The following is a 21898-nucleotide window of genomic DNA, read 5'->3' on the forward strand; positions in this document are numbered from 1 at the left end:
TAAAAATAAAGCCGAAAGCTAACGGGCGGTAGCTTGAAATTGAAAAAATCGTAAGTTTGCGCTCATGCAACAAAATTTGTTTGTTTACAACACTTTAACACGTAAAAAAGAATTATTTAAGCCCATTAACGCGCCGCATGTTGGCATGTATGTTTGCGGGCCTACTGTTTATAGCGATGTTCACTTAGGCAACTGCCGTACTTATATATCTTTCGACCTTATATTCAGGTACCTTACAGCCATTGGCTACAAGGTGCGCTACGTGCGCAACGTTACTGATGCCGGCCACCTTGAAGGAGATGCGGGCGACGAGGGCGAAGACAAAATTGCAAAAAAGGCCAAGCTTGCACAGCTTGAGCCCATGGAGATAGTGCAAAAATATACTGTTGGTTTCAGGGATGTAATGAAGGTATTAAACAACCTGCCACCAAGTATTGAACCTACTGCAACCGGGCATATTATTGAGCAGATAGAGATGGTGAAAGCCATTCTTGAAAAAGGCTATGCCTATGAGGTTGATGGTTCTATTTACTTTGATGTTGAAAAATACAACAAAAGCCAGGACTATGGCATATTAAGTGGCCGTAACCTTGAAGACCTTTTAAATAATACCCGTACACTTGGCGGTCAGCAGGAAAAGCATGGCAAACTTGATTTTGCCCTGTGGATAAAAGCAAAGCCCGAGCACCTGATGAAATGGCCTTCGCCATGGGGTGTAGGTTTTCCGGGCTGGCACCTGGAATGTTCGGCCATGAGCCAGAAGTATCTTGGCAGTCACTTTGATATTCACGGTGGCGGGCTTGATCTTGTACCTACGCACCATACCAACGAAATTGCTCAAAACGTGGCTTGCTGCGGCACTAACCCGGCAAACTACTGGGTACACACCAATATGCTTACGGTTAATGGGCAAAAAATGTCAAAATCATTGGGCAACAGCTTTCTTCCGCATGAACTGTTCAGCGGCGAAAACTCTATACTGAACAAAGGCTACAGCCCTATGACGGTGAGGTTTTTCATGTTGCAGGCGCACTACCGCAGTACGCTCGACTTTGGTAACGAGGCCATGGAAGCGTCTGAAAAAGGTTTTAAACGCCTTATGAATGCCTTTGCACTGCTTAACGACGGCTTAAAAGCCTCTGCTACTACCGAAGTTGAAATTGCGCCGTTAATGGAACGCTGCTACGCGGCTATGAACGATGATTTTAACAGCCCGGTTTTAATTGCCGAGTTATTTGAAGCGTCGCGCATTATCAATTCGGTATATGATGGCAAAATGAAAATTGATGCTGCTAATCTTGAGCTGTTAACTGCATTGATGAATTTATTTGTGGTTGAGGTACTTGGCTTACAAAACGAACAGGCAGCCAATGACGATTTGCCCAAGGTGTTAAACTTTATTGTAGATCTGCGCAGCGAAGCAAAATCTAATAAAGATTATGCTACCTCAGATAAGATCCGCGACGGTTTATCACAGATAGGTTTTCAGTTAAAAGACAGTAAGGAAGGCACAACCTGGAGCAAGGCCTGATAATACCGGTTATATTTTAAAGCGAGTTGTAATAGCTGAATAGTTTGGCTAATGCAACATCGCTTTTAAAGTCAACTTTATTGGTTTTAACATATTGCTGCATTTTATCCGCCTTATCGCTCAATGCATCAAGGATGTTTTTTTGCGTCGGTTTAATCTTGGTCATTTGATTGTTGTTGAAAAGGTAGTAAGCATTTGCCAGCAAAAATGATTTCGTTTTAATCATCGACGTGAAATCCTGCGATTCAACCACTCTTTTCTTGTAATATTTTAATAGCTTAACTTTTCCCTCGCCTACAACCATGTAAAAAGTTTTGGTTGTTTGATCATCTACAGGTGGAAAACCACTGCTAAAACTAAAATCAGTTGCGTCACTATTTTCAATTGCCGCATCCTTTAATGTAAAACCTTTAACCGGATCAACAAATGCCTGTACTGATGAGTCCTTAGGGTTCTTAAACAATAATTCATCTCCGTAAGCATTGTAATCCAATACAGCGGCGGCTGTTTTACCATTTACAAATTCAACTGTGCCTTTAAACCATGTATCGGTAAGTAAAGGATTTCCTTGTACGTCATCATGGGTTGGTAAAAAATACGGCCTGCCCGAGTAATCAGAAAGATATTGTGCTTTAGCTTGTGCGCAAAGAAATATGAATACAAACAGGCAGTATAGCTTATAATTTTTCATGAAAGCAATTTATATTGGTTTAAACAAAAACAGATGTGATTGGTTATGAAGATAATTAATTTTTATTCACTCAGCATAAGTAAATTTAATTATTTACGCGTATTTCAGATGATCAAACCCCTTTGCCGCAATTATTCGACCATATCTTCGTTTCAGCATAAAGCAAAAAATAATTCTATTGTTAAATTATGGTACCTGCTTAATGCATTTTGACTATTGCGTTTCCCACTTAAAATTTATTACTAAATTGCTCCCTAAAACCCGAATATAAATATGAAGAAAATAATATTAGCTGCTACATTTATTGGTTATAGTGTTTTTGCCATGGCGCAGGATGCTGTTAATGTAAACAAGGTAGTTAGTGTTGAACAAGCTTTTGATAAGTTAGTTGAACGTAAAGGAATAAAAGACGGCTTCCTGGCAGTTGCCGACCCTGACGGCATTATATTTAAGCCGGATGCTGTTAAAATTGTTGACTTTTATAGCAAAATAGATAAACAGGCCGGCAAGTTAAGTTGGGAACCCAAATTTGCCCGTATCTCTGCCAATGGTGATCTGGCATTCACCGCCGGCCCTTATGTATATCAAAATGGCAAAACCGATGATGACAAGGTATATGGCGATTATGTATCTATCTGGCGTACTAATACCGATGGTAAGTTCAAATTACTGATGGATCTCGGCATCCAGCACCCCGAAGCCGAAGAAGAAGCCGTTACCGATTTTAAAGAGCCAGATCCCGCGCAACGTTCAGGCCCAAGTAAAGACCCATTTGGAGCTAAAAATGTTATTATAGGTACCGATAAAACTTTCAATCATGGCTTAACACTATCGGCCATGGCCAGCTACAAGGAGTTTTTAAGTCCGGAGGGCCGTTACTACTTCCCCGGCTTTCCGCCAATGACCGGAACCGATGTAGTAATGAAGTTTATTAACAACGAAGCTATAAGCATCACTGCCGAAACAACAGACGGTGGCCGTGCTGCAAGTAACGACCTTGCTTATACCTATGGCCATGCCCGCATCACCAAAGGCAATGTTGTTGGCAACTATAACTATGTAAGGGTATGGGAAATTGACAAAGCAAAAAGGTGGAATATCCTGCTTGAAATTTTCTCGCCGATTGAGAATGAGTAATCGTCGGATTTGGTGATTAGAGGTTGGAGATCAGAGACTAGTTTGAATACACTTCATAAATAAAAGAAGAGCGCCTTGCGATTTATCACAAGGCGCTCTTCTTTTATAAACTATTCCGGGCGCCAGTGTCCTCATGTGACAACGCATGCACGGAAAATTATCAAACAGCAAGGAGACGGTAGGTTGTCCGTGAGGACGGACAAAAGCGATAAAAGAAAGGCCTTGCGGTATCGCAAGGCCTTTCTTTTATTATGATTGATACCAAAACTAATCTCTGATTTCCAACCTCTGATCGCTAAAATCAAAACAACTGCTCAATAATATCAGCTGCAGATAAGCCTTCAGCTTCTGCGTGGTAGCTGCGTACTATACGATGGCTCAAAATAGGTTTAGCTACAGCCTGTACATCTTCAATATCGGGCGAATATTTGCCGTTAAGCACCGCGTGGCATTTAGCACCTAATACCAAAAACTGCGATGCCCTTGGCCCGGCACCCCAGCTAAGCAGACGGTTAATTTGCGGTGTGGCAAACTCGCTGTTGGGGCGGGTTTTTGATACCAGCTTTACCGCGTATTCCATCACATTATCAGTAACCGGGATATTACGTACCAATTGCTGAAAATAGATGATCTGCTGGGCATTCAATATTTTATTAACCTCAGTTTTATGCGTGCTTGTAGTGTTTTTAACAACCTGCAGCTCCTCTTTAAATGAAGGATAGCTTAAGGCTACGTTAAACATAAACCTATCCAACTGGGCCTCTGGCAAGGGATAAGTACCTTCCTGCTCAATCGGGTTCTGGGTAGCCAGTACAAAAAACGGCTGCGCAAGCTTGTGTGTAATGCCTGCTGCGGTTACCGCTTTTTCCTGCATCGCTTCAAGCAGGGCTGCCTGTGTTTTTGGCGGCGTACGGTTTATCTCATCGGCCAGGATAATGTTTGAAAAAACCGGTCCTGGGATAAATTTAAAGTTACGGTCTTCACCTAATATTTCAGAGCCGATGATGTCTGACGGCATCAGATCGGGGGTAAACTGGATCCTTTTAAAATCAAGATCAAGCACCTGCGATACCGTTTGCACCAGTAAGGTTTTTGCCAAACCAGGTACACCAACCAATAAACAATGCCCGTTACTGAAAATAGAGATCAGCACAAATTTGATCACTTCATCCTGGCCTACAATTACTTTACCTATTTCGGCACGAATTTGCTGGTAGGCCTGCTTTAAAGCGTCTGCAGCTTCAACATCAGAACGGTGTTGCATAAAATTATTTAGATGATGATTTGATTTTGGTTTCGGGTATTACCAGTGTAGGATTGGTGTTTACCCATTTCTTCAGCACATCATATTGCTGATACTCTTTATCAATTTTGATGAAAGTTTCCTTGCGGCGTTTTTCAAACCACTGTGATACTGTTTTGTTTACCTTATCATTGTAGGCATACTCCTTAAGCTTAGGAAAATCCTGTTCTAAATTAGCTTTATGGGCGTTGGTAGCCGATTTAAGCAACAAGATCTTGTAGCTTTTTTTACCATCGGCACCGGTAAACAGATCGGGCTTTGAAATGCTACCAACTTTCATGGTATCGGTAATAAGCGCCACTTTAGGGTCAAGCTTATCGGTAGGGATAAAGGTTGAACGGCTTTGTACATCTTCGGCATTCAGCATCATACCGCCGTTGTATTTGGTATCCTTATCGTCTGAGTAATATGCCGCCGCGCTTGAAAAGTCAACAGCCATGTTTTTATCTTTTACAAGCAAATTGTAAATACTATCGGCCTTGGCCTTCGCCCTGTCTAAACTTGCCTGGGTAACTATCGGTGTAACCAGGATATGCCTTACGTGCACCTGCTCACCGCGGCGTTCAATCACCTGCAAAAAGTGGAAACCAAAATCTGTTTCAAATACCGGCGAAATCTCACCTGCTTTTAATTTAAAGGCATTAGCTGTAAACTCCTTTACAAAAGTGGTACGGTCGGCAAAACCAAGGTCACCACCCTCTGGTGCCGAGCCCGGGTCTTGCGAGTAAAGCCTTGCCAATGTACCAAAGTCTTCACCTTTTTTAACACGCTGCCTTAACTCTTCGGCTTTAGCTTTATAAAGGTCTTTTTCTTCTTTAGTTAACTTAGGCTGAAAAACAATTTCACCCACTTCAACTTCTTTGTTAAATGAAGGCAAGCTGTCTTTAGGGATTCCGTCGTAATATTTTTTAACATCCTGAGGTGTAACGTTCAGTTTTTCGGTAATGTGCTGCTGCATTTTCTGAGCAACCATTTGCTCTTTCAGGTCAGGCCTGATCTCATCTTTATATTGGATAACCGACCGGCCTAAAAATGCTTCCAGTTTTTCCTGTCCGCCGGCACGTTGTGTCATTTCGCGCATACGGCGGTCAACGTTAGCATCAACATCTTCTTCTTTTACCTCAATACTATCAATAGCAGCCTGTTGTGCCAACAGTTTTTGAGTTAACAGTGTTTGTAAAATACGGGCTTTAACCGATGGATCCGGCTGGTTACCCTGAACAAGAAAGTTAGCGTATGACAATTCAATATCTGATAGCAATATCGGGCTGCTCCCAACTACTGCTGCAATTTTATCAAGCGTTTTGCCGGGTGTAGTGGCAATAACCGAATCGGCTTTAACCAGTTTTTTTGCCGACGTATCTGATGCTACCTGTGCCTTTGCAAATGTTATTGTTAAAATAAAACTTAGTACTAATACTCCTAACTTTCTCATGTAACGCTGTTATGCTAAATAAAACGGGATAGTTAACCCGTTAAAAACTACGAATTTCGGTAAAATTTATTAATTATAGCCGAACAAAATTTTCTATAAAATCAGCTGACTATAATTGTGCTAATATGCCTATAAAGCTTGAGATCGTTTAACTACTTTTGGTTAAAATTTGTTAAAGTGAAAGTTGAGAACCCGGCCGCGTTTCGTTTTTTGTTAGAGGATGAGCTTTACCTGCTTAATGCAGATAAAATGTTGTATGATAAAATCGCTGAACCAGAACCCACTGCAGCAGAATCATCTTCTCCTGTTATTGAACAAATAACACCCGCACCTGCAACAACCAGCCCTTCTTTAGCTCCTGAACCTCAGCCTGTAATACAAACGCCGGTTGCCGGGTTTAAGTATAAGGGCCAAAACCTAAAGAACTTCCTGGTAATTACACATTACAAAACCGACGAATTTATAAATGCAGGGCATTTAACAGCCCTCGAAAACATCCTTAAACGCAAAGAACTTGGCCCCGATGATGTAGCTATATTTAACCTGGCTAATTACAGTGAAACTAAATTTAGCCAACTGAAGCCATTTTTTAAGCCAACCAAAGTGCTTGTTTTGGGAGGAGACGCACTTCCGCACGACATCAAAGTGCTTAAACCCAATAAACCGGTAACCTCAAACGGAATTACCGTGCTTTACACATATTCGTTTGATGAAATGATGGATAATGTGGATAATAAAAAAGCCTTTTGGGAACTGGTAAAAACATTATAAAGCAAACTCATCATTAAATTACTATGCAGCAATTAGTTTTCGCTACCAATAACCGTCATAAATTGGATGAGGTTTCGGCCAAGCTCAATGGGGCCATTCAGCTTTTAACCCTGCAAGATATTGGCTGCTATGATGATATTGAAGAAACCGGCACTACTTTTAAAGCCAATGCCTCTATCAAAAGCCATCATGTTTATACCGAATATAAGCTTAACTGCTTCGGCGATGACAGTGGCCTTGAAATAGATGCCCTGAATGGAGAGCCGGGCGTATACTCGGCCAGGTATGCCGGCACGCATGGCAACCATGCAGCTAACATCAGCAAGGTACTTGATAACCTGAAAGGCGAGACCAACCGCAAAGCCCGGTTTCGTACCGTAATTTCATTGATTTGGAATGGGGACGAGCACTTTTTTGACGGAACGGTTGAGGGCACTATCCGGCAAGAGGTGAGTGGTAACGGCGGTTTTGGCTATGATCCTATTTTTGAGCCTGAGGGTTATGATATAACTTTTGCTGAAATGAGCATGAGCGAAAAAAATGCCATCAGCCACCGCGCAAAAGCTATGGAGCAACTGATCGCATTTTTAAACCAGGCAGGCAAATAAGCGGGCAATCCATCACTTATTAACTTATACTTAAATACACTATTTTACAAGCTTTTTTTCTAAATCGCTTTTTAGTTCCTGTCAGATAAAACGTTTAACCGGATTTTATTCAATATTTTAAAAAATAATGCAACCTTCCCTGTGTTTACCCCGTAAAATAGAGCTATAAGGAGTAACCTATGAACATTATCAAGCGGATCGGTAAAATTTTATCGGACAGGGACACCAATCCCAAGTTTATTAATAGCCTTAAAAAAGTTCGGGAGGCCGACCAAATTGCCGAATCTATAAACAAAAGGTTAAACGAATTAGAAAAACGCACCCGGCAGCAGGCTGTAAATTTATAATTGTGCATTTTGGCAGGATTTATGCTATTTATGCATAAAATATACTGTCATGAAAAAGTTAATTCAAACCTCAATCGCAATCTTTTCGCTTGTTCTGGTCATTTCGGCCTGTTCAACAACTAAAAACACTACTACTTCTAATGTTTCGCGCGGTAAATTTGTGGGCACCTGGACCTGCAATAACGTAAGTTATGATGGCCTTGTACAAAATGCAGTACAAAGCGTATTTGACCAGGCACCTCCCGAAGCTTTTGTTGGCAGCACATGGAAGCTTACCAACAGCGGCAACGGCATTTACACTTTAACCAACGGGACATCGCAAACCATATTTTGGTCGGTTTATAACGGCGGCACAACCGGCACCCAATTCCAGTTCAAAAAACTTTACGAAGGCGATAAAGCCAAAAATGTAGCCGAAGGCTACCGTTTGGATATTGCAAATAATGACGGATCAGCAATGACCTTGAAATCGCCGGTTACCGTAGGTAACAGTACCGGATATATTGTTTATTCGTTTACTAAAAACCCGTAATTTTAGGTTAAAGGTCAAAGGCGAAAGGTTAAAGGCTCCTTTCCAGTCCATAAAATAAAAAAGGCGAAGTTCGGAATATCCCGACTTCGCCTTTTTTACTTTCAGCGCGAGGCAAAAACCTTTCGCCTTTTACGTTTGTCCTTTCACCTTATTCCGCTGGTGCAAATTTCAAACAAACCGGGTTACCGATATCAACTTTTATACCTGTTTGGTTAAGTTTTCCGGTATTTTGATCTATCCTGAAAACCCACATATTATCACTGTTTTGGTTTGCAACGATCAGGAAGTTACCTGTTGGATCGATAGCAAAATCACGGGGATTTTTACCAAAAGTTGATTGGCGTGCTACAAAGGTAAGCAAGCCTGTTTCCTGATTTACTGAGTAGATATTGATCTCATTGGTTTCTAAACGGTTTGAAGCATAAAGGAAACGGCCATCGGGCGACAAGTGGATAGCTGCGCCTGCTGTTTGACCTTTAAAGCCATCAGGCAGCATGGTAATAGATTGCTTTTGCTTCAACTTCCCGTTGTTATAATCAAACGCAATTACGTTTGATCCCATTTCAGTTACCAGGTAAACAGTTTTTTTATCGGCCGAGAACTCCAGGTGCCTTGGGCCTTCGCCGGGAGCAACACTTACAAATGCCGGAGTTGCAGGCTCAATGCGGGGTTCTTTGGAAGGGCGATAACGGAAAATATTTATCTTATCGGTACCAAGGTCATTGTACAACACATATTTTTCATCGGGTGTTAATATCGCCATATGCGCGTGGGCCGATTCCTGCCTTTCTTTATTTACACTATGCCCGTCATCATGCACAGTTTGCATGCCGTTAGCTATCGACCCATCTTTATTTAAAGGCATCACCGCAACATTCCCGCTTGAGTAATTGGCGATCAATAGGTTTTTCTGCGCTTTATCAACCGAAATATGGCATGGATCTGCTCCTAAGGTTGATTGTTTGTTGATGAAAGTAAGCTTACCGGTTTTAGGCTCAAAAGAAAATGCGCTTACTTCACCTTTAGGCAATTCATTAACAGCATAAATAAATTTATTGTTGGCACTTAATGTTAAGTATGATGGATTGTTAACACCATCAATTTCACTAAGGTAGGCCAGCTTGCCGGTTTCGGCGTAAAAACGGTATACTACAATGCCCTTGCTTTTGCCGGTGGTGTAGGTACCTACCACGAGGTCGAAAGTTTTAGGCCCTGTTTTTTTATTTTGGGCGAATGTGAGTGCCGGTGAAAGCATAGCTATGATCAAAAGAAATTTCTTCATGGTTGATAAATGATGATTATTGCTGTGCAAGATAGTAAAATAGACAAAAAAAATGCCCCGCGGATTAGCGGGGCATTTTTTTTATTTCATCAGGTGTTTTAACTGGATCACCTCTTTTTCATCAAGGTAACGCCAGCGTCCACGCGGAAGGTCTTTTTTGGTAAGGTTGGCATAAACCACCCTGTCCAGCTTTACAACTTCGTAACCAAGGTGCTCAAACATACGGCGCACAATACGGTTTTTGCCGCTGTGAATCTGGATGCCTATCTCACGTTTTGAACCTCCGGTAACGTATGATACCGAATCAGGTTTAATAACACCATCTTCCAGCTCAAGGCCAAAAGTTAATTTATTCAAATCGCCCTGGCTTAAACTTTTGCTTAGTTCAACCTGGTATAGTTTGGTGATGCTGTTACGCGGGTGCGAAAGCTTATCAGCCAGATCGCCATCGTTAGTCATCAATAACAAACCGGTAGTGTTACGGTCAAGGCGGCCAACCGGGTAAATACGCTCGCGGGTAGCTTTTTCAACCAGGTGCATTACTGTACGGCGCTCTTGCGGATCATCAGTTGTTGTGATATAATCTTTTGGTTTATTTAATAATACATAAACCATTTTTTCGCGTTTAAGCGTTTCGCCGTTATATTTAATAGTGTCTTTAAGTGGGTTCACTTTAGTGCCCAGCTCAGTTACCACTTCACCATTTACAGATACTACACCGGCCGTAATCAGTTCATCAGCCTTACGACGTGAACAGATACCCGCGTTTGATATATAACGGTTTAAACGGATCAGTCCGTCATCTTCTGATTTTTTTGCGGGAGAATTTTTACGGCCACGCATGGTTTTAGGAGCATCCTGTTGGTTCTCCCTGTCATGCGGTCTGTGAGCAGGCCTTTCGCCAAATGGTGATTTTTCCTTAAAACCACCTTCGCGTTTTTTGAAGCCGCCTTCGGTTCCTCTTGGTGCAAACTTACGTTCGCCGCCTGCATCGCCGCCAAAGCTTCTTTTAGGTTTACCCTCAAAGCTTGCTGATGAACGTGTACGCGGAGATGAGTAAGGTTTCTTTTCGCCTTGTGCATCACCGCCAAAGCTTCTTTTTGGCCTTTCATCATCGCCGGTTGGCCTGCCGCTGTAAGGTTTGCGCGGGGCACCACCAAATGATTTCCTTTCGCCGGTATTGTCACCGCCAAAGTTTCTTTTTGGTCTGTCGTCGCCTCCACTTGTTGGCCTACCTGAATATGGCCTTGACTTAGCGCCTGATCTTTTATCGCCAGATGATGATCCGTCCCTAAAATTGCTTTTGGGCTTATCGTCACTGAACCTGTTGCTTTGGAATGTTTTTTCCGGTCTGGAAAGTATTTTTTTCTCTCCGTTTGGAGTAGCTTTACCCTTTGGGGTTGATGCTGATTTTTTTGGTCGGTCGTCGGATCTTGAACTCCTTGATGACGACTTTCCGGGTTTGTCGTCGCGACTACCTGCTGGTCTCTTAAATACCATAATTTTTTGTTTAGCGCTTTCGCAGCGTGAGGGTCAAAGTTACGCTTTTTTGCCAATTTTTATCTAAAAAGATCAAAAAAATATCATCAAACAAAATCGCCGTTTAAACGGTTTTAAAGGCGGTTTTTGAACCGAAAACCACATCTAAAAAAATTAGCAAAATGGTAAGTATTTGATTATGTGATTCGTATGACATACCTTTGCAGCGCATTCTACCAAATGTATAGTTAAATGATAGGACAAGAAATGATTAAAAAACACTTACTTACGTGCTCCGTAACGCTGGTGCTGGTTCTCATTTCCGGGCTTAATATTTTCGGTAAAATTGTTACCCAAAAAGGCGCAAAAAAGACAGCTTTAAGCCCCCGAACCTCAGATTTTATTTTTCTTAAAAGCGCAGAAGCAGTTGCTTACAACTTTGCCGATGAAGCTTTACCAGTTAATGACGCAAGAGTTACCTTTAAACTCAATAAATCGCTCAGGCAACATGACTTTAAAAGCGTGCAAAGTAATATTTTGCATCGCAAGGCCGAGTTATGGTTCCCGATTATTGAACCAATTTTGAAGTTTTATGGTATCCCCGAAGATTTTAAGTATGTACCTCTGGTCGAATCAGGCCTTAAATCAGGTACTTCATCTAAAGGCGCGTCGGGTTTTTGGCAATTTATGCCGGGTACAGCACGTACCTACGGACTTAGAGTAGGCCATGGTGTTGATGAGCGGAAAAATCTTCGCAAGTCAACCATTGCAGCCTGCAAGTATATCAAAGAACTATACGATGAATTTAACAGCTGGACATTGGCGGCTGCCGCTTACAACAATGGCTCGATCAAATTAGCGCGGGCTATTAACAAGCAAAAAGAAGATAACTACTTTCGCATGAAGCTGAACCGCGAAACCGGTTCATACGTTTATAAGCTGATTGCCATGAAAGCAGTTATTGAGCAGCCAAAAGAGCACGGGTATGATAACTATTTTTATATCCCGCCTGCATCGCAATTGCTGGCAATTAATTAATGACAGGTAATCATACTGTAAATTAATTAAAAGATTACATTACGGAGCACTTTGAGGCCGGTTATCCACAGTGGATAACCGGCCTTTTTTGCTTATATTTGTAGCAAACTATTGATAGTTTAAGCCAAAAATATTAGGAAAGTCGCGTTTTGTAAAAAACTGACAACTATAATAATTAGCTTCAAACAAAGTCAATAAATCCATATTAATAATATATGAGTACAAAACCTCTTGTTGACCTGGGCGAGCAAAGTGAAGTTGAAGTTTATGGTGCCCGGGTGCATAACCTGAAAAATATAGATGTTTCGTTTCCGCGCAACCAACTCGTGGTAATTACCGGGTTGAGCGGCAGCGGTAAATCATCCCTTGCATTTGATACCATTTATGCCGAAGGTCAGCGCCGTTATATGGAAACATTTTCGGCCTATTCGCGCCAGTTTATGGGCGGGATGGAAAGGCCGGATGTAGATAAAGTATCGGGCCTGAGCCCGGTGATTGCCATTGAGCAAAAAACCACCAGCAAAAACCCGCGTTCAACCGTGGGTACCATTACAGAGATCTACGATTTTATGCGATTGCTTTTCGCTCGTGCGGGCGATGCTTACTCTTACACCACTGGTGAAAAGATGGAACGCATGAGCGAAGATCAGATCCTGAAAACCATCAGCGAAAAATTTGACGGGCAACCGGTTAATATTCTGGCCCCGGTAGTTAAGGCCCGTAAAGGCCATTACCGCGAATTATTCGAATCCATCCGCAAACAGGGCTTTCTAAAAGTTTGGGTTGATGGCGCCATTGCCGATGTTGAACCTAAAATGCAGGTTGACCGTTACAAAATTCACGATATTGATATTGTGGTTGACCGGCTGGTAGTTAGCGAAAAAGATAGCAAACGCCTATACACCTCTGTTCAGCAGGCTTTAAAAATCGCTAAAGGCATCATCCGTATTGCCGATAAAGACAACAACGTATCTTATTACAGTAAATACCTGATGGACCCGGTTTCGGGCATCTCGTATGATGAGCCGCAGCCAAATACTTTTTCGTTCAATTCGCCATATGGCGCTTGTGAAAAGTGTAACGGACTGGGCTATATTTTTGAGGTGGATGAAGCTTCGGTAATCCCTAACCCGAAACTGAGCATCATGAACGGCGGTTTAGCCCCAATTGGCGAGTACCGCGAAACATGGATCTTCCAGGTATTGAAATCGCTGGCAAAAAAATACGAGTTTTCGTTGTCAACCCCTATCGAAAAACTCAACCGCGATCAGCTGGATATTATCCTGAACGGTGCGCCAGAAACCTTAAGTGTTGCTGTTGAATACAATAAGTGGAACGTTCAAAGCTACCAGATCACGTTTGAAGGAATCATACGGATGCTGGAAGAACAGCAGGAACGCCGTAACGATGAAGGTATGGATGATATGGAAAACTATCGTGTGCTCCGTACCTGCCCGGTTTGTGAAGGCGCCAGGCTTAAAAAAGAGTCGCTGCATTTTAAGGTAGATGGTAAAAATATATTTGAACTGGCCTGCATGGATATCAACCACCTGCAGGAATGGTTTGATGGACTGGAAGACCGCCTTAACGAACGTCAGAATGTAATAGCCAAAGAGATCCTGAAAGAGATCCGCGCGCGTATTGTGTTTTTACTGGACGTTGGTTTGAGTTATTTAACACTCGACCGTACTGCAAAAACCCTTTCGGGTGGTGAAGCACAGCGCATCAGGCTGGCTACACAAATTGGTTCGCAGTTGATGAATGTGATGTACATTCTGGATGAGCCAAGTATCGGTCTGCACCAGCGTGATAATGAGCGTTTGATCAACGCACTTAAAAACCTGCGTGACTTAGGCAATACCGTACTGGTTGTTGAACACGATAAAGACATGATACTGGAAGCCGACCACGTAATTGACATGGGCCCGGCAGCAGGTGTACATGGCGGCCAGGTTGTTGCCGAAGGTACTCCGGCCCAGTTAATGGAAAAGCATACGCTTACCACATCATATATCAACGGTGACCGTGAGATTGCAGTACCTAAAAAACGCCGCGAAGGCAATGGTAAAACCCTGAGCCTGAAAAAAGCTACCGGCCACAACCTTAAAAAGGTATCGGTTGATTTTCCTCTGGGTAAACTCATCGGTATAACCGGTGTATCGGGCAGTGGTAAATCAAGTTTGATCACCGAAACTTTATACCCCATCCTCAACCATCATTTTTTCAGGGCAAAAAAACAACCCTTGCCTTATGAAAAAATCGAGGGTCTGGAGCATATTGATAAAGTAATTGAGATAGATCAAACCCCTATCGGTCGTACGCCGCGCTCAAATCCCGCTACTTATACCGGGGTGTTTTCGGATATCCGCAATTTGTTTGTGGCATTGCCCGAGTCAAGGATCAGGGGGTATAAACCCGGTCGTTTCTCGTTCAATGTAAAAGGCGGCCGTTGCGAAACTTGCCAGGGTGCAGGTATGAAGGTAATTGAAATGAACTTTTTACCCGATGTACAGGTACCTTGCGAAGAATGTGGAGGCAGACGCTACAACCGCGAAACGCTTGAAGTACGTTACCGTGGCAAATCCATCAGTGATGTACTGGATATGAGTATTGAAGATGCGACTCCATTTTTTGAGCACATTCCCTCCATCTACCGTAAAGTAAAAACGCTGAACGATGTAGGCTTAGGTTATATCACCCTGGGCCAGGCTTCAACCACATTATCAGGCGGTGAAGCACAGCGTGTTAAACTGGCCACCGAGCTATCTAAAAAAGATACCGGCAACACTTTTTATATTTTGGATGAACCTACTACAGGTTTACACTTTGAAGATATCAACGTATTGTTAGGCGTACTTAACCAATTGGTTGATAAAGGCAACACCGTTTTGGTAATTGAACACAACCTTGATGTTATTAAGGTGGTCGATCACGTCATAGACCTTGGTCCTGAGGGTGGCTCTGGCGGTGGTAATATCCTGTTCTCCGGTACACCCGAAGGCTTGTGCAAAGTAAAGAACAGCTTCACCGGCAAGTTTCTTAAAAAGGAAATGGGGTTGTAGTAACCTGTCAAAACTTCGTAAGTTTGAAAAAAAACGACATGTACAGAAACTTGTACATGTCGTTTTTGCTTTGTATCTTTATAAAAAGCATTCAAATGGAGATCACAACATACACTACGTTCAGGCAACAACTCAAATCCTTTTTGGATAAGGTGCGAAATGATCATAAGCCCTTGATTGTGACAAGTGCTAATGCAGAAGATATCGTCGTGATGTCAAAGGCCGATTATGAAAGCATGGAAGAAACTTTCTATCTCTTGAAAAGTCCTAAAAATGCAGAAAGATTACTTCAAGGTATTGAAGAGTATGAAAAGGGGTTAGGTCAGGAAAGAAAGCTGATCGAAGAGTGAAGATAATTTTCCAAAATCCTGCATGGGAGGATTACCTTTATTGGCAAACCACAGATAAGGCCACTTTAAAGAAGATTAACTCTCTTATCAAAGAAATAGAACGACCTCCATATGAAGGAAGTGGAAAGCCCGAACCTTTAAAACATAATTTAGCTGGCTGGTGGTCACGCCGGATAAACCTCGAACACAGGTTAATCTATGGGGTTGAAACGGACTCAATATTTATTCTGCAATGCAGATACCATTATTAAATCTCCGTTCCATTTTCTTAGCTTTATCTTTTTAAATTGACTCTCCATGAAAAAAATACTACTCATGCTATTCATAGCAGGTTCATTTGCCGCCTGCAATCAACCAAAATCAACAGATTCAGGTAGCGCCATCCCAGCCAATAAGGATCTTGCCAAAGTTTTTGAAGATTATTTCCAGGATGGCCTAAAGCTTTACCCGCTAAATGCCACCTACATTGGCGACAGGCGCTACAACGACCTGCTCCCTAATGATGGCTCTGCGGAGTTTCTGAAAAAGGCGTATGATTATAACTCAGTTTACCTGTCGAAAGTGAAAAACTTTGAAAGGGCAGAGCTAAATACAGACGATCAACTATCCTACGATATTTTTACTTACGAGGTGCAGCTGGCGCTTGATAACTTTAAGTATCATTTTGAGTATATGCCTTTCAACCAGTTTTATGCCTTGCCAATTACCATGGGGCAATTGGGCTCGGGATCCGGCGCACAGCCTTTTAAAACCGTTGTTGATTATAACGATTGGCTGAAACGCTTATCAGCTTTCCAGATCTGGGCAGATACTGCCATCTCCAATTTTAACAAAGGCATCAAAGCGGGCGTAGTATTGCCAAAATCGCTGGTTGTTAAAATGGTTCCCGAGATGCAGGACCTTGTATCAAAGAATGTTGAAAAAAGCTTGTTCTATGGACCAGTTACCAACATGCCGAAAGACTTTTCAGAAGCCGATAAAAAACAACTGACCGAGGCTTATAAAAAAGCTATCACTGATATAGTTAACCCAACATACCAAAAACTGGCCGATTACTTGAAAAACCAGTACCTGCCTCATGCCCGTACTACTTCGGGATTTTCATCGCTGCCGGATGGCACCGCTAAATACACCTACTTAGTTAAACAGCAAACCACAACCGATAAAACTCCTGAAGAAATTTACCAGTTAGGACTAAAAGAAGTTGCCCGTATCCGCGGATTAATGGATAGCATTAAAACCAGCGTAGGCTTTAAAGGCGACCTGAAGGCTTTTTTTGAATACATGAAAACCGACCCTAAGTTTACGCCTTACAAAACACCTAAAGATGTGCTTAATGCTTTTGAGAACATTCATAAACGCATGGAGCCAAACCTGAAGAAGATGTTTAATCATGTGCCTAAAACGCCATTCGAGATCAGGCAAACAGAGGCCTTCCGTGCGGCATCGGCCAGTGCGGAGTATAACCAGGGTTCAGCAGATGGTACCCGTCCGGGAATTTTTTATGTGCCGATACTGGATGCTACCAAGTTTAATACTACATCGGGTATGGAGTCATTGTTTTTGCATGAAGCTATTCCTGGTCACCATTACCAGATCTCGCTGACTCAGGAAAACACATCATTACCTAAATTCCGCAGGTTTGATGGCGGTGAAACTGCTTACGTAGAAGGCTGGGCGCTGTATTGCGAATCATTAGGTAAAGAATTGGGCTTATACACCGATCCATACCAGCACATGGGTGCCTTAGGCGATGAAATTCACCGCGCCATCCGTTTGGTAGTTGATGTTGCCATCCACACCAAAGGCATGACACGCGAGCAGGCTATTAAATACATGATGGATAACGAAGCCATCAGTGAACAGGGTGCTACTGCCGAAATTGAACGCTATATGGCTATCCCCGGTCAGGCCTTAAGCTATAAAATAGGAGCACTTAAAATTCGCGAACTGCGTAGCAAATATGAAAAGCAGTTAGGCAGCAAATTCAATATTGCCGAATTCCATAACCAGGTACTAAAAGACGGTGCAATGCCGATGGCTGTTTTTGAGGCTAAAATGGACGCCTGGGCTGCGAAGCAATAAAAAGAAATTATAAGCCGAAGCAATCCCCTTTCTACAAAGCCAGTCTGTGTAGTATAGGGATTGCTTCGTTTATTCCGGCCAAAGTTAAAAGAGGCCCAATGGCTTTAACCATTCAGCATCCCCCTTTTTAACTGTCTTGAGCAGTGTATTTAATAATTAACCTTGCCGTTTGAGCTGATGCTCCGGGCTGTCCCATCCTTACATCAAGCTCATCATAATTGTTGAGCATAGTTTGACGGTAGCCGGTGTTGTTGATCAGCAGATTTAACTCTTCAATAATTTTGTTAGCAGTACACTCTTCCTGTATCAATTCCTTAACTACAGCTTTGTCCATGATCAGGTTTACCAGTGAAATAAATTTGAGCTTCACCAACATGCGGGCTATAGCAATAGTTAATTTCCCTCCTTTATAAACTACTACCTGCGGTACATTAAACAAGGCCGTTTCGAGTGTTGCTGTGCCTGAAGCTACAATAGCTGCCTGCGCATGATTTAACAGATCATAAGTAGCATTGAATACAACCGGGATCTTTGCGCCGTTTAAATAAGGAGCATAGTAATCGGCCTGAAAAGCCGGAGCCCCGGCAATCACAAACTGATATTCAGGAAAATTAGCAGATGCTTCAATCATATCAGGCAGCAACCTGCTGATTTCCTGTTTACGGCTACCGGGCAGTAACGCAATAATGCTTTTGCCGTTAAGATTATTCTTTTCCAGAAAGCCTGGATCTGCTTTAAATGCCGAAACAGCATCCAGCAGCGGATTACCTACATAATCAACATCCATTCCCCATTCTTTGTAAAATGCAACCTCAAATGGCAGGATACAAAACAGATGGTCAACAATGCGTTTGATCTTAAGCACCCGCTTTTGATTCCATGCCCAAACCTTTGGCGATATATAGTAGCAAACCAAAAATCCTTGCGCTTTGGCATACTCCGCTATTTTAAGGTTAAAGCCCGGAAAATCTATCAGGATCAATACGTCAGGTTGGTAGGCCGAAATATCCTGCTTGCATGATTTCATGTTTTTAAGAATGGTTTGCAGGTTAGCTACCACTTCCACAAAGCCCATAAAGGCCATATCGGCATAATGCTTTACCAGTGTGCCGCCCTCGGCCTGCATCAGGTCGCCGCCAAAAAACCTAAAGTCGGCCTGTTGGTCAAGCGCCTTCAGGGCTTTCATCAAATTAGCTCCGTGCAAATCGCCCGAGGCCTCGCCGGCTACCAGGTAGTATTTCATTATCAGGATTGCAGTTTAAAAATGAATATGGCCAGCATAAACAAAAGCGAGATCATGGCAATGCCATTCCCCGTTTTATCGGCCCCTTTACCATAAAAGTAACGGATAATAAACAGGTTGATAGCAAAAGCGACAAAATAGGGAATGCCAGGCTTGTGCATGAAAACAAACTTATTTTTAAGCAGAAATCCAAAAACAAACAGGCTGATACCCGGCAGTATAGCACCAATAAGTAAGCCCGCAGATATGCCGTTCTTCTTTAACATAGCTACAGGTTAAATTTCCAGTTGTTTAAGTATGGGATAACGTGATGGGCAGTCATATCAAACTGCACTGGTACAACCGAAGCATAGCCTTGTTCCAATGCCCAAACATCCGTATCCTCACCACCATCATTTAGCTGAAACACACCGGTAAGCCAATAATATGGCCTTTTGTGCGGATCAATACGTTCGTCAAATTCTTCGGCCCATTTGGCAGCTGCCTGCCTGCAAATTTTAATGCCTTTAATATGTTTTATATTGGGGAAGTTTACGTTCAACAAACTGGCCTGAGGTAAACCATTGGCCAAAACCTGCAAGGCAAGTTCTTTTACAAACTTAATGCAAGGCTCAAAATCTGCCTGTAAGGTATAATCATCCAAAGAAAAGCCTATTGATGGGATACCCTCAATAGCTCCCTCAACCGCTGCCGACATGGTGCCTGAATACAGCACATTGATAGAGTTATTTAAACCATGGTTAATACCGGATACACAAAGATCGGGCTTCTGGCCTTTAAAGATCTTGTTAACAGCCAGCTTCACACAATCAACAGGAGTGCCTGAACAACGGTACATTTCAATACCATCGTAAATATCAACCTGATCGAGCCGTAGCGGCTTGCCTATGGTTATGGCATGCCCCATTCCCGATTGCGGGCTATCGGGAGCAACTACTACAACGCGGCCAATATCGGTCATGGCATCCATCAGGGCTTTAATTCCCGGCGCGGTAATGCCATCATCATTTACAACAAGTATGGTTGGTTTGGTAACTTTCATTAGGCAAAGTTAACAATCCTCAACAATGTAGCTGGGGATAATAGTTTCGACGGAATTAATAATCATTGGAATGAAGTTGTTTTTGATTAAATTTAGATATGCTAACAGCAGCTAAGAAAATTACCCTTGATGAATATATGAGTATGCCCATTGGAGCACCTTATCAATATATCAATGGTTATCTTGTTGATTGGCCTTCAAGAACAGTTGACCATCAAATCGCGCTTGGAAATTTAGTCCAAATGATTATGAATTGTGAGGATCGATTGCAAAACAAGGGAATTTATTTGATGGGACCAATAGAGGTTGTATTAGATGATCAAAATTCATTTCAACCCGACTTTGTTTACATTTCAAAGGAGCGGGGTGATATCATAAAGGACTATATTTATGGCGCTCCTGACCTGGTTGTTGAAATTTTATGGGAGAAAAATGCCTGCTATGATCTTCGACCTAAAAAAGACGCCTACGAAAAATATGGTGTTAAAGAATATATCATCATTGACCCTATTCAACAAAACGTTGATTTATATATTCTTAAAAATGGAGTTTTTATACTGGAACAAAAAGCACAGTTAACCGAGATCCTTAAATCCGCGTTATTGCGTGGCTTTAATATTGAAGTGTCCAAACTATTTCAATAAAAAAAGCTCCGTTCCCGGAGCTTTCAATTTTATAAACTATTGATCCACTTCACCAGCTCATCGCGGGTTTTGCCCGTTTTTTGCTGAAGTTTGCCAAGTGTTTCATCATCTTTACCTTCCTGCCAGGTAAGGTCATCGTCGGTAAGGTCGCCGTAGGCTTGTTTGATTTTCCCTTTCAACTCGTTCCATCCGCCTTTTATTTCTAACTTATCCATAATGTTTTTTATTTAGATGTATTAGGATAACCGATGTGAGGTAGGGATGGTTTGAAGAATATTGGATTTATATAGAAGCTAAAAGTTTTAAAACCTCAAGCCCAACCCTGCATCGTGATTCAGTATGTATTTCCCGTCATTAAATCCGGGCATTACATAAGGGTTATTGCTTACTAAAAAGGGGCCGTCAAGGTCCACCCAATCAGCCTGCGGGGCGAGGGCCAAACCGGCAAGGGCGGCGCAGCTGGTTTCTGTCATACAGCCTATCATGATCTTCAGGTCAAGCTCGCGGGCTTTGTCAATCATCCGCTTTGCTTCATGCAAACCTGCCGATTTCATCAGTTTGATATTGATCCCGGTATAAACACCCTTGGCCTTTTCTACATCTTCAAATCGTTGCACAGCTTCATCGCCAATAATAGGAATAGGGCTGCGCTCGGTAAGCCAGGCATTGCTACCGGGGTCGGTTTTGAGCATGGGCTGCTCTATCAATTGTACGCCTTGTTCATGCAACCAGTAGGTCATATCCAGGCTTTGCTGTAAATCTGTCCAGCCCTGATTGGCATCTACATAAAGCGGCACATCAGTGACAGACCGGATAGTATTGATCAATTCTTTATCGCTATCTCTGCCCAACTTAACCTTGATCACCTTAAACCCTTCGGCTTCTTTTACCTTTTTGATGATCATTTCGGGCGTATCAATCCCTATGGTAAAACTGGTAACAGGCATCAGGGCGGGGTTGCTGCCAAGTAATTGCCAGCAAGACTGTTGTTTTAGTTTACCATCGAGATCATGAAGAGCAATATCGATGGCTGCTTTAATTGCCGGGTTGCCGGGAGCAATACTGTCGAGGTAATTGATGATGGCTCCAAAATCAAAAGGATAACTAAACCGGTCAGTATCAACCTTGCTCAAAAATTCGGTAGCACTTTGATGGCTTTCGCCCATGTAGGGCACCATTGAGGCTTCGCCGTAGCCGGTTTTACCTTCGTGATTGATCTGTACCAGCATAACCGGGGTAGAAGTACGCGAAAATTTGGCTATCGTAAAAGCATGCTTCAGCTGAAGCTCGTAGGGTTGATATGTCAGTTCCATGTTAA

22 protein-coding genes are annotated in these 21898 nt (G+C 42.4%); 12 read left to right on the forward strand and 10 right to left on the reverse strand.

Translation table 11 applies throughout. The features are described 5' to 3' along the window. The first annotated feature begins 64 nt into the window (after positions 1 to 64). Positions 65 to 1531, forward strand: coding sequence for a cysteine--tRNA ligase (gene cysS, locus BMX50_RS05365; protein WP_091208808.1), 1467 nt, complete (start codon positions 65 to 67; stop codon positions 1529 to 1531). A 16-nt stretch (positions 1532 to 1547) separates the two neighbouring features. Here cysS and BMX50_RS05370 read toward each other — a convergent pair whose 3' ends face one another. Then, positions 1548 to 2222, reverse strand: coding sequence for a hypothetical protein (locus BMX50_RS05370; protein ID WP_091208811.1), 675 nt, complete (start codon positions 2220 to 2222; stop codon positions 1548 to 1550). A 273-nt stretch (positions 2223 to 2495) separates the two neighbouring features. On the opposite strand from BMX50_RS05370, the gene BMX50_RS05375 reads away from it, so the two are divergent. After that, on the forward strand, positions 2496 to 3359 hold the full coding sequence (locus BMX50_RS05375; RefSeq protein ID WP_091208813.1) for a Cif family virulence factor: 864 nt from the start codon (positions 2496 to 2498) through the stop codon (positions 3357 to 3359). Between the two features lie 301 nt (positions 3360 to 3660). On the opposite strand, the gene BMX50_RS05380 is transcribed toward BMX50_RS05375, so the two are convergent. Together BMX50_RS05380 and BMX50_RS05385 are read right to left on the reverse strand one after the other, a co-directional pair. After that, positions 3661 to 4623, reverse strand: coding sequence for an AAA family ATPase (locus BMX50_RS05380; protein WP_091208816.1), 963 nt, complete (start codon positions 4621 to 4623; stop codon positions 3661 to 3663). A gap of 4 nt (positions 4624 to 4627) precedes the next feature. After that, a complete protein-coding gene (locus BMX50_RS05385; RefSeq protein WP_091208819.1) occupies positions 4628 to 6097 on the reverse strand; it encodes a peptidylprolyl isomerase in 1470 nt (489 codons plus the stop codon). Between the two features lie 177 nt (positions 6098 to 6274). On the opposite strand from BMX50_RS05385, the gene BMX50_RS05390 reads away from it, so the two are divergent. From BMX50_RS05390 to BMX50_RS05400, 4 genes are all read left to right on the forward strand, one after another. Continuing rightward, a complete protein-coding gene (locus BMX50_RS05390) occupies positions 6275 to 6868 on the forward strand; it encodes a hypothetical protein (RefSeq protein ID WP_091208823.1) in 594 nt (197 codons plus the stop codon). A gap of 23 nt (positions 6869 to 6891) precedes the next feature. Beyond that, positions 6892 to 7476, forward strand: a complete 585-nt coding sequence (locus BMX50_RS05395) for a non-canonical purine NTP diphosphatase (RefSeq protein WP_208864654.1) — start codon at positions 6892 to 6894, stop codon at positions 7474 to 7476. 179 nt (positions 7477 to 7655) lie between these two features. Further along, a complete protein-coding gene (locus BMX50_RS34440; RefSeq protein ID WP_167667819.1) occupies positions 7656 to 7823 on the forward strand; it encodes a hypothetical protein in 168 nt (55 codons plus the stop codon). Between the two features lie 49 nt (positions 7824 to 7872). Beyond that, positions 7873 to 8355 carry a hypothetical protein gene (locus BMX50_RS05400; protein ID WP_091208828.1) on the forward strand — a complete coding sequence of 161 codons (483 nt, stop codon included), beginning with the start codon at positions 7873 to 7875 and terminating at the stop codon, positions 8353 to 8355. A 148-nt stretch (positions 8356 to 8503) separates the two neighbouring features. Here BMX50_RS05400 and BMX50_RS05405 read toward each other — a convergent pair whose 3' ends face one another. Further along, positions 8504 to 9637: a lactonase family protein gene (locus BMX50_RS05405; RefSeq protein WP_091208831.1), complete on the reverse strand. Its 1134-nt coding sequence runs from the start codon at positions 9635 to 9637 to the stop codon at positions 8504 to 8506. Positions 9638 to 9718: 81 nt separating this feature from the next. Further along, a complete protein-coding gene (locus BMX50_RS05410) occupies positions 9719 to 11137 on the reverse strand; it encodes a pseudouridine synthase (RefSeq protein WP_091208834.1) in 1419 nt (472 codons plus the stop codon). 246 nt (positions 11138 to 11383) lie between these two features. Between BMX50_RS05410 and BMX50_RS05415 the strand changes: the two genes are divergently transcribed. The 5 genes from BMX50_RS05415 to BMX50_RS05435 all read left to right on the forward strand — a co-directional run bounded on the left by BMX50_RS05415 (position 11384) and on the right by BMX50_RS05435 (position 17651). After that, a complete protein-coding gene (locus BMX50_RS05415) occupies positions 11384 to 12154 on the forward strand; it encodes a lytic transglycosylase domain-containing protein (protein ID WP_091210329.1) in 771 nt (256 codons plus the stop codon). Positions 12155 to 12369: 215 nt separating this feature from the next. Beyond that, the gene (gene uvrA, locus BMX50_RS05420) at positions 12370 to 15216 is read left to right on the forward strand and encodes an excinuclease ABC subunit UvrA (RefSeq protein ID WP_091208836.1); all 2847 of its coding nucleotides are present in this window, start codon (positions 12370 to 12372) and stop codon (positions 15214 to 15216) included. 38 nt (positions 15217 to 15254) lie between these two features. Further along, positions 15255 to 15566 (forward strand): type II toxin-antitoxin system Phd/YefM family antitoxin, encoded by a 312-nt coding sequence (locus BMX50_RS05425; RefSeq protein ID WP_244280869.1) that lies wholly within the window; start codon positions 15255 to 15257, stop codon positions 15564 to 15566. Continuing rightward, a complete protein-coding gene (locus BMX50_RS05430) occupies positions 15563 to 15817 on the forward strand; it encodes a Txe/YoeB family addiction module toxin (protein WP_091208842.1) in 255 nt (84 codons plus the stop codon). Before BMX50_RS05425 ends, BMX50_RS05430 begins: the two co-directional genes overlap by 4 nt. A gap of 46 nt (positions 15818 to 15863) precedes the next feature. Further along, positions 15864 to 17651, forward strand: a complete 1788-nt coding sequence (locus tag BMX50_RS05435; RefSeq protein ID WP_091208844.1) for a DUF885 domain-containing protein — start codon at positions 15864 to 15866, stop codon at positions 17649 to 17651. 127 nt (positions 17652 to 17778) lie between these two features. Here the strand turns inward: BMX50_RS05435 and lpxB are convergent, their stop codons facing one another. Genes lpxB through surE form a run of 3 tightly spaced genes read right to left on the reverse strand, consistent with a single transcriptional unit; the run spans position 17779 to position 19936 of the window. Beyond that, positions 17779 to 18894, reverse strand: coding sequence for a lipid-A-disaccharide synthase (gene lpxB / locus BMX50_RS05440; protein ID WP_091208847.1), 1116 nt, complete (start codon positions 18892 to 18894; stop codon positions 17779 to 17781). A 2-nt stretch (positions 18895 to 18896) separates the two neighbouring features. Then, a complete protein-coding gene (locus BMX50_RS05445) occupies positions 18897 to 19160 on the reverse strand; it encodes a hypothetical protein (RefSeq protein ID WP_091208850.1) in 264 nt (87 codons plus the stop codon). A gap of 2 nt (positions 19161 to 19162) precedes the next feature. Continuing rightward, a complete protein-coding gene (gene surE, locus BMX50_RS05450; RefSeq protein WP_091208853.1) occupies positions 19163 to 19936 on the reverse strand; it encodes a 5'/3'-nucleotidase SurE in 774 nt (257 codons plus the stop codon). Between the two features lie 98 nt (positions 19937 to 20034). Between surE and BMX50_RS05455 the strand changes: the two genes are divergently transcribed. Beyond that, a complete protein-coding gene (locus BMX50_RS05455) occupies positions 20035 to 20580 on the forward strand; it encodes a Uma2 family endonuclease (protein ID WP_091208855.1) in 546 nt (181 codons plus the stop codon). Positions 20581 to 20609: 29 nt separating this feature from the next. Here the strand turns inward: BMX50_RS05455 and BMX50_RS05460 are convergent, their stop codons facing one another. Together BMX50_RS05460 and BMX50_RS05465 are read right to left on the reverse strand one after the other, a co-directional pair. Continuing rightward, positions 20610 to 20795 carry a CsbD family protein gene (locus BMX50_RS05460; RefSeq protein WP_091208858.1) on the reverse strand — a complete coding sequence of 62 codons (186 nt, stop codon included), beginning with the start codon at positions 20793 to 20795 and terminating at the stop codon, positions 20610 to 20612. 87 nt (positions 20796 to 20882) lie between these two features. Next, on the reverse strand, positions 20883 to 21893 hold the full coding sequence (locus tag BMX50_RS05465) for a dipeptide epimerase (protein WP_091208861.1): 1011 nt from the start codon (positions 21891 to 21893) through the stop codon (positions 20883 to 20885). Positions 21894 to 21898 lie beyond the last annotated feature (5 nt).

The organism is Mucilaginibacter gossypiicola (genome assembly GCF_900110105.1).
Taxonomy (GTDB): Bacteria; Bacteroidota; Bacteroidia; order Sphingobacteriales; family Sphingobacteriaceae; genus Mucilaginibacter; species Mucilaginibacter gossypiicola.

What these genes read in the sequence shown, in the direction of transcription:
- cysS (WP_091208808.1), top strand. Translation starts at nt 65, where the DNA reads ATGCAACAAAATTTGTTTGTTTACAACACTTTAACACGTAAAAAAGAA.
- BMX50_RS05370 (WP_091208811.1), bottom strand. Translation starts at nt 2,222, where the DNA reads ATGAAAAATTATAAGCTATACTGCCTGTTTGTATTCATATTTCTTTGC.
- BMX50_RS05375 (WP_091208813.1), top strand. Translation starts at nt 2,496, where the DNA reads ATGAAGAAAATAATATTAGCTGCTACATTTATTGGTTATAGTGTTTTT.
- BMX50_RS05380 (WP_091208816.1), bottom strand. Translation starts at nt 4,623, where the DNA reads ATGCAACACCGTTCTGATGTTGAAGCTGCAGACGCTTTAAAGCAGGCC.
- BMX50_RS05385 (WP_091208819.1), bottom strand. Translation starts at nt 6,097, where the DNA reads ATGAGAAAGTTAGGAGTATTAGTACTAAGTTTTATTTTAACAATAACA.
- BMX50_RS05395 (WP_208864654.1), top strand. Translation starts at nt 6,892, where the DNA reads ATGCAGCAATTAGTTTTCGCTACCAATAACCGTCATAAATTGGATGAG.
- BMX50_RS34440 (WP_167667819.1), top strand. Translation starts at nt 7,656, where the DNA reads ATGAACATTATCAAGCGGATCGGTAAAATTTTATCGGACAGGGACACC.
- BMX50_RS05400 (WP_091208828.1), top strand. Translation starts at nt 7,873, where the DNA reads ATGAAAAAGTTAATTCAAACCTCAATCGCAATCTTTTCGCTTGTTCTG.
- BMX50_RS05405 (WP_091208831.1), bottom strand. Translation starts at nt 9,637, where the DNA reads ATGAAGAAATTTCTTTTGATCATAGCTATGCTTTCACCGGCACTCACA.
- BMX50_RS05410 (WP_091208834.1), bottom strand. Translation starts at nt 11,137, where the DNA reads ATGGTATTTAAGAGACCAGCAGGTAGTCGCGACGACAAACCCGGAAAG.
- BMX50_RS05415 (WP_091210329.1), top strand. Translation starts at nt 11,384, where the DNA reads ATGATTAAAAAACACTTACTTACGTGCTCCGTAACGCTGGTGCTGGTT.
- uvrA (WP_091208836.1), top strand. Translation starts at nt 12,370, where the DNA reads ATGAGTACAAAACCTCTTGTTGACCTGGGCGAGCAAAGTGAAGTTGAA.
- BMX50_RS05425 (WP_244280869.1), top strand. Translation starts at nt 15,255, where the DNA reads ATGTACAGAAACTTGTACATGTCGTTTTTGCTTTGTATCTTTATAAAA.
- BMX50_RS05435 (WP_091208844.1), top strand. Translation starts at nt 15,864, where the DNA reads ATGAAAAAAATACTACTCATGCTATTCATAGCAGGTTCATTTGCCGCC.
- lpxB (WP_091208847.1), bottom strand. Translation starts at nt 18,894, where the DNA reads ATGAAATACTACCTGGTAGCCGGCGAGGCCTCGGGCGATTTGCACGGA.
- BMX50_RS05445 (WP_091208850.1), bottom strand. Translation starts at nt 19,160, where the DNA reads ATGTTAAAGAAGAACGGCATATCTGCGGGCTTACTTATTGGTGCTATA.
- surE (WP_091208853.1), bottom strand. Translation starts at nt 19,936, where the DNA reads ATGAAAGTTACCAAACCAACCATACTTGTTGTAAATGATGATGGCATT.
- BMX50_RS05455 (WP_091208855.1), top strand. Translation starts at nt 20,035, where the DNA reads ATGCTAACAGCAGCTAAGAAAATTACCCTTGATGAATATATGAGTATG.
- BMX50_RS05460 (WP_091208858.1), bottom strand. Translation starts at nt 20,795, where the DNA reads ATGGATAAGTTAGAAATAAAAGGCGGATGGAACGAGTTGAAAGGGAAA.
- BMX50_RS05465 (WP_091208861.1), bottom strand. Translation starts at nt 21,893, where the DNA reads ATGGAACTGACATATCAACCCTACGAGCTTCAGCTGAAGCATGCTTTT.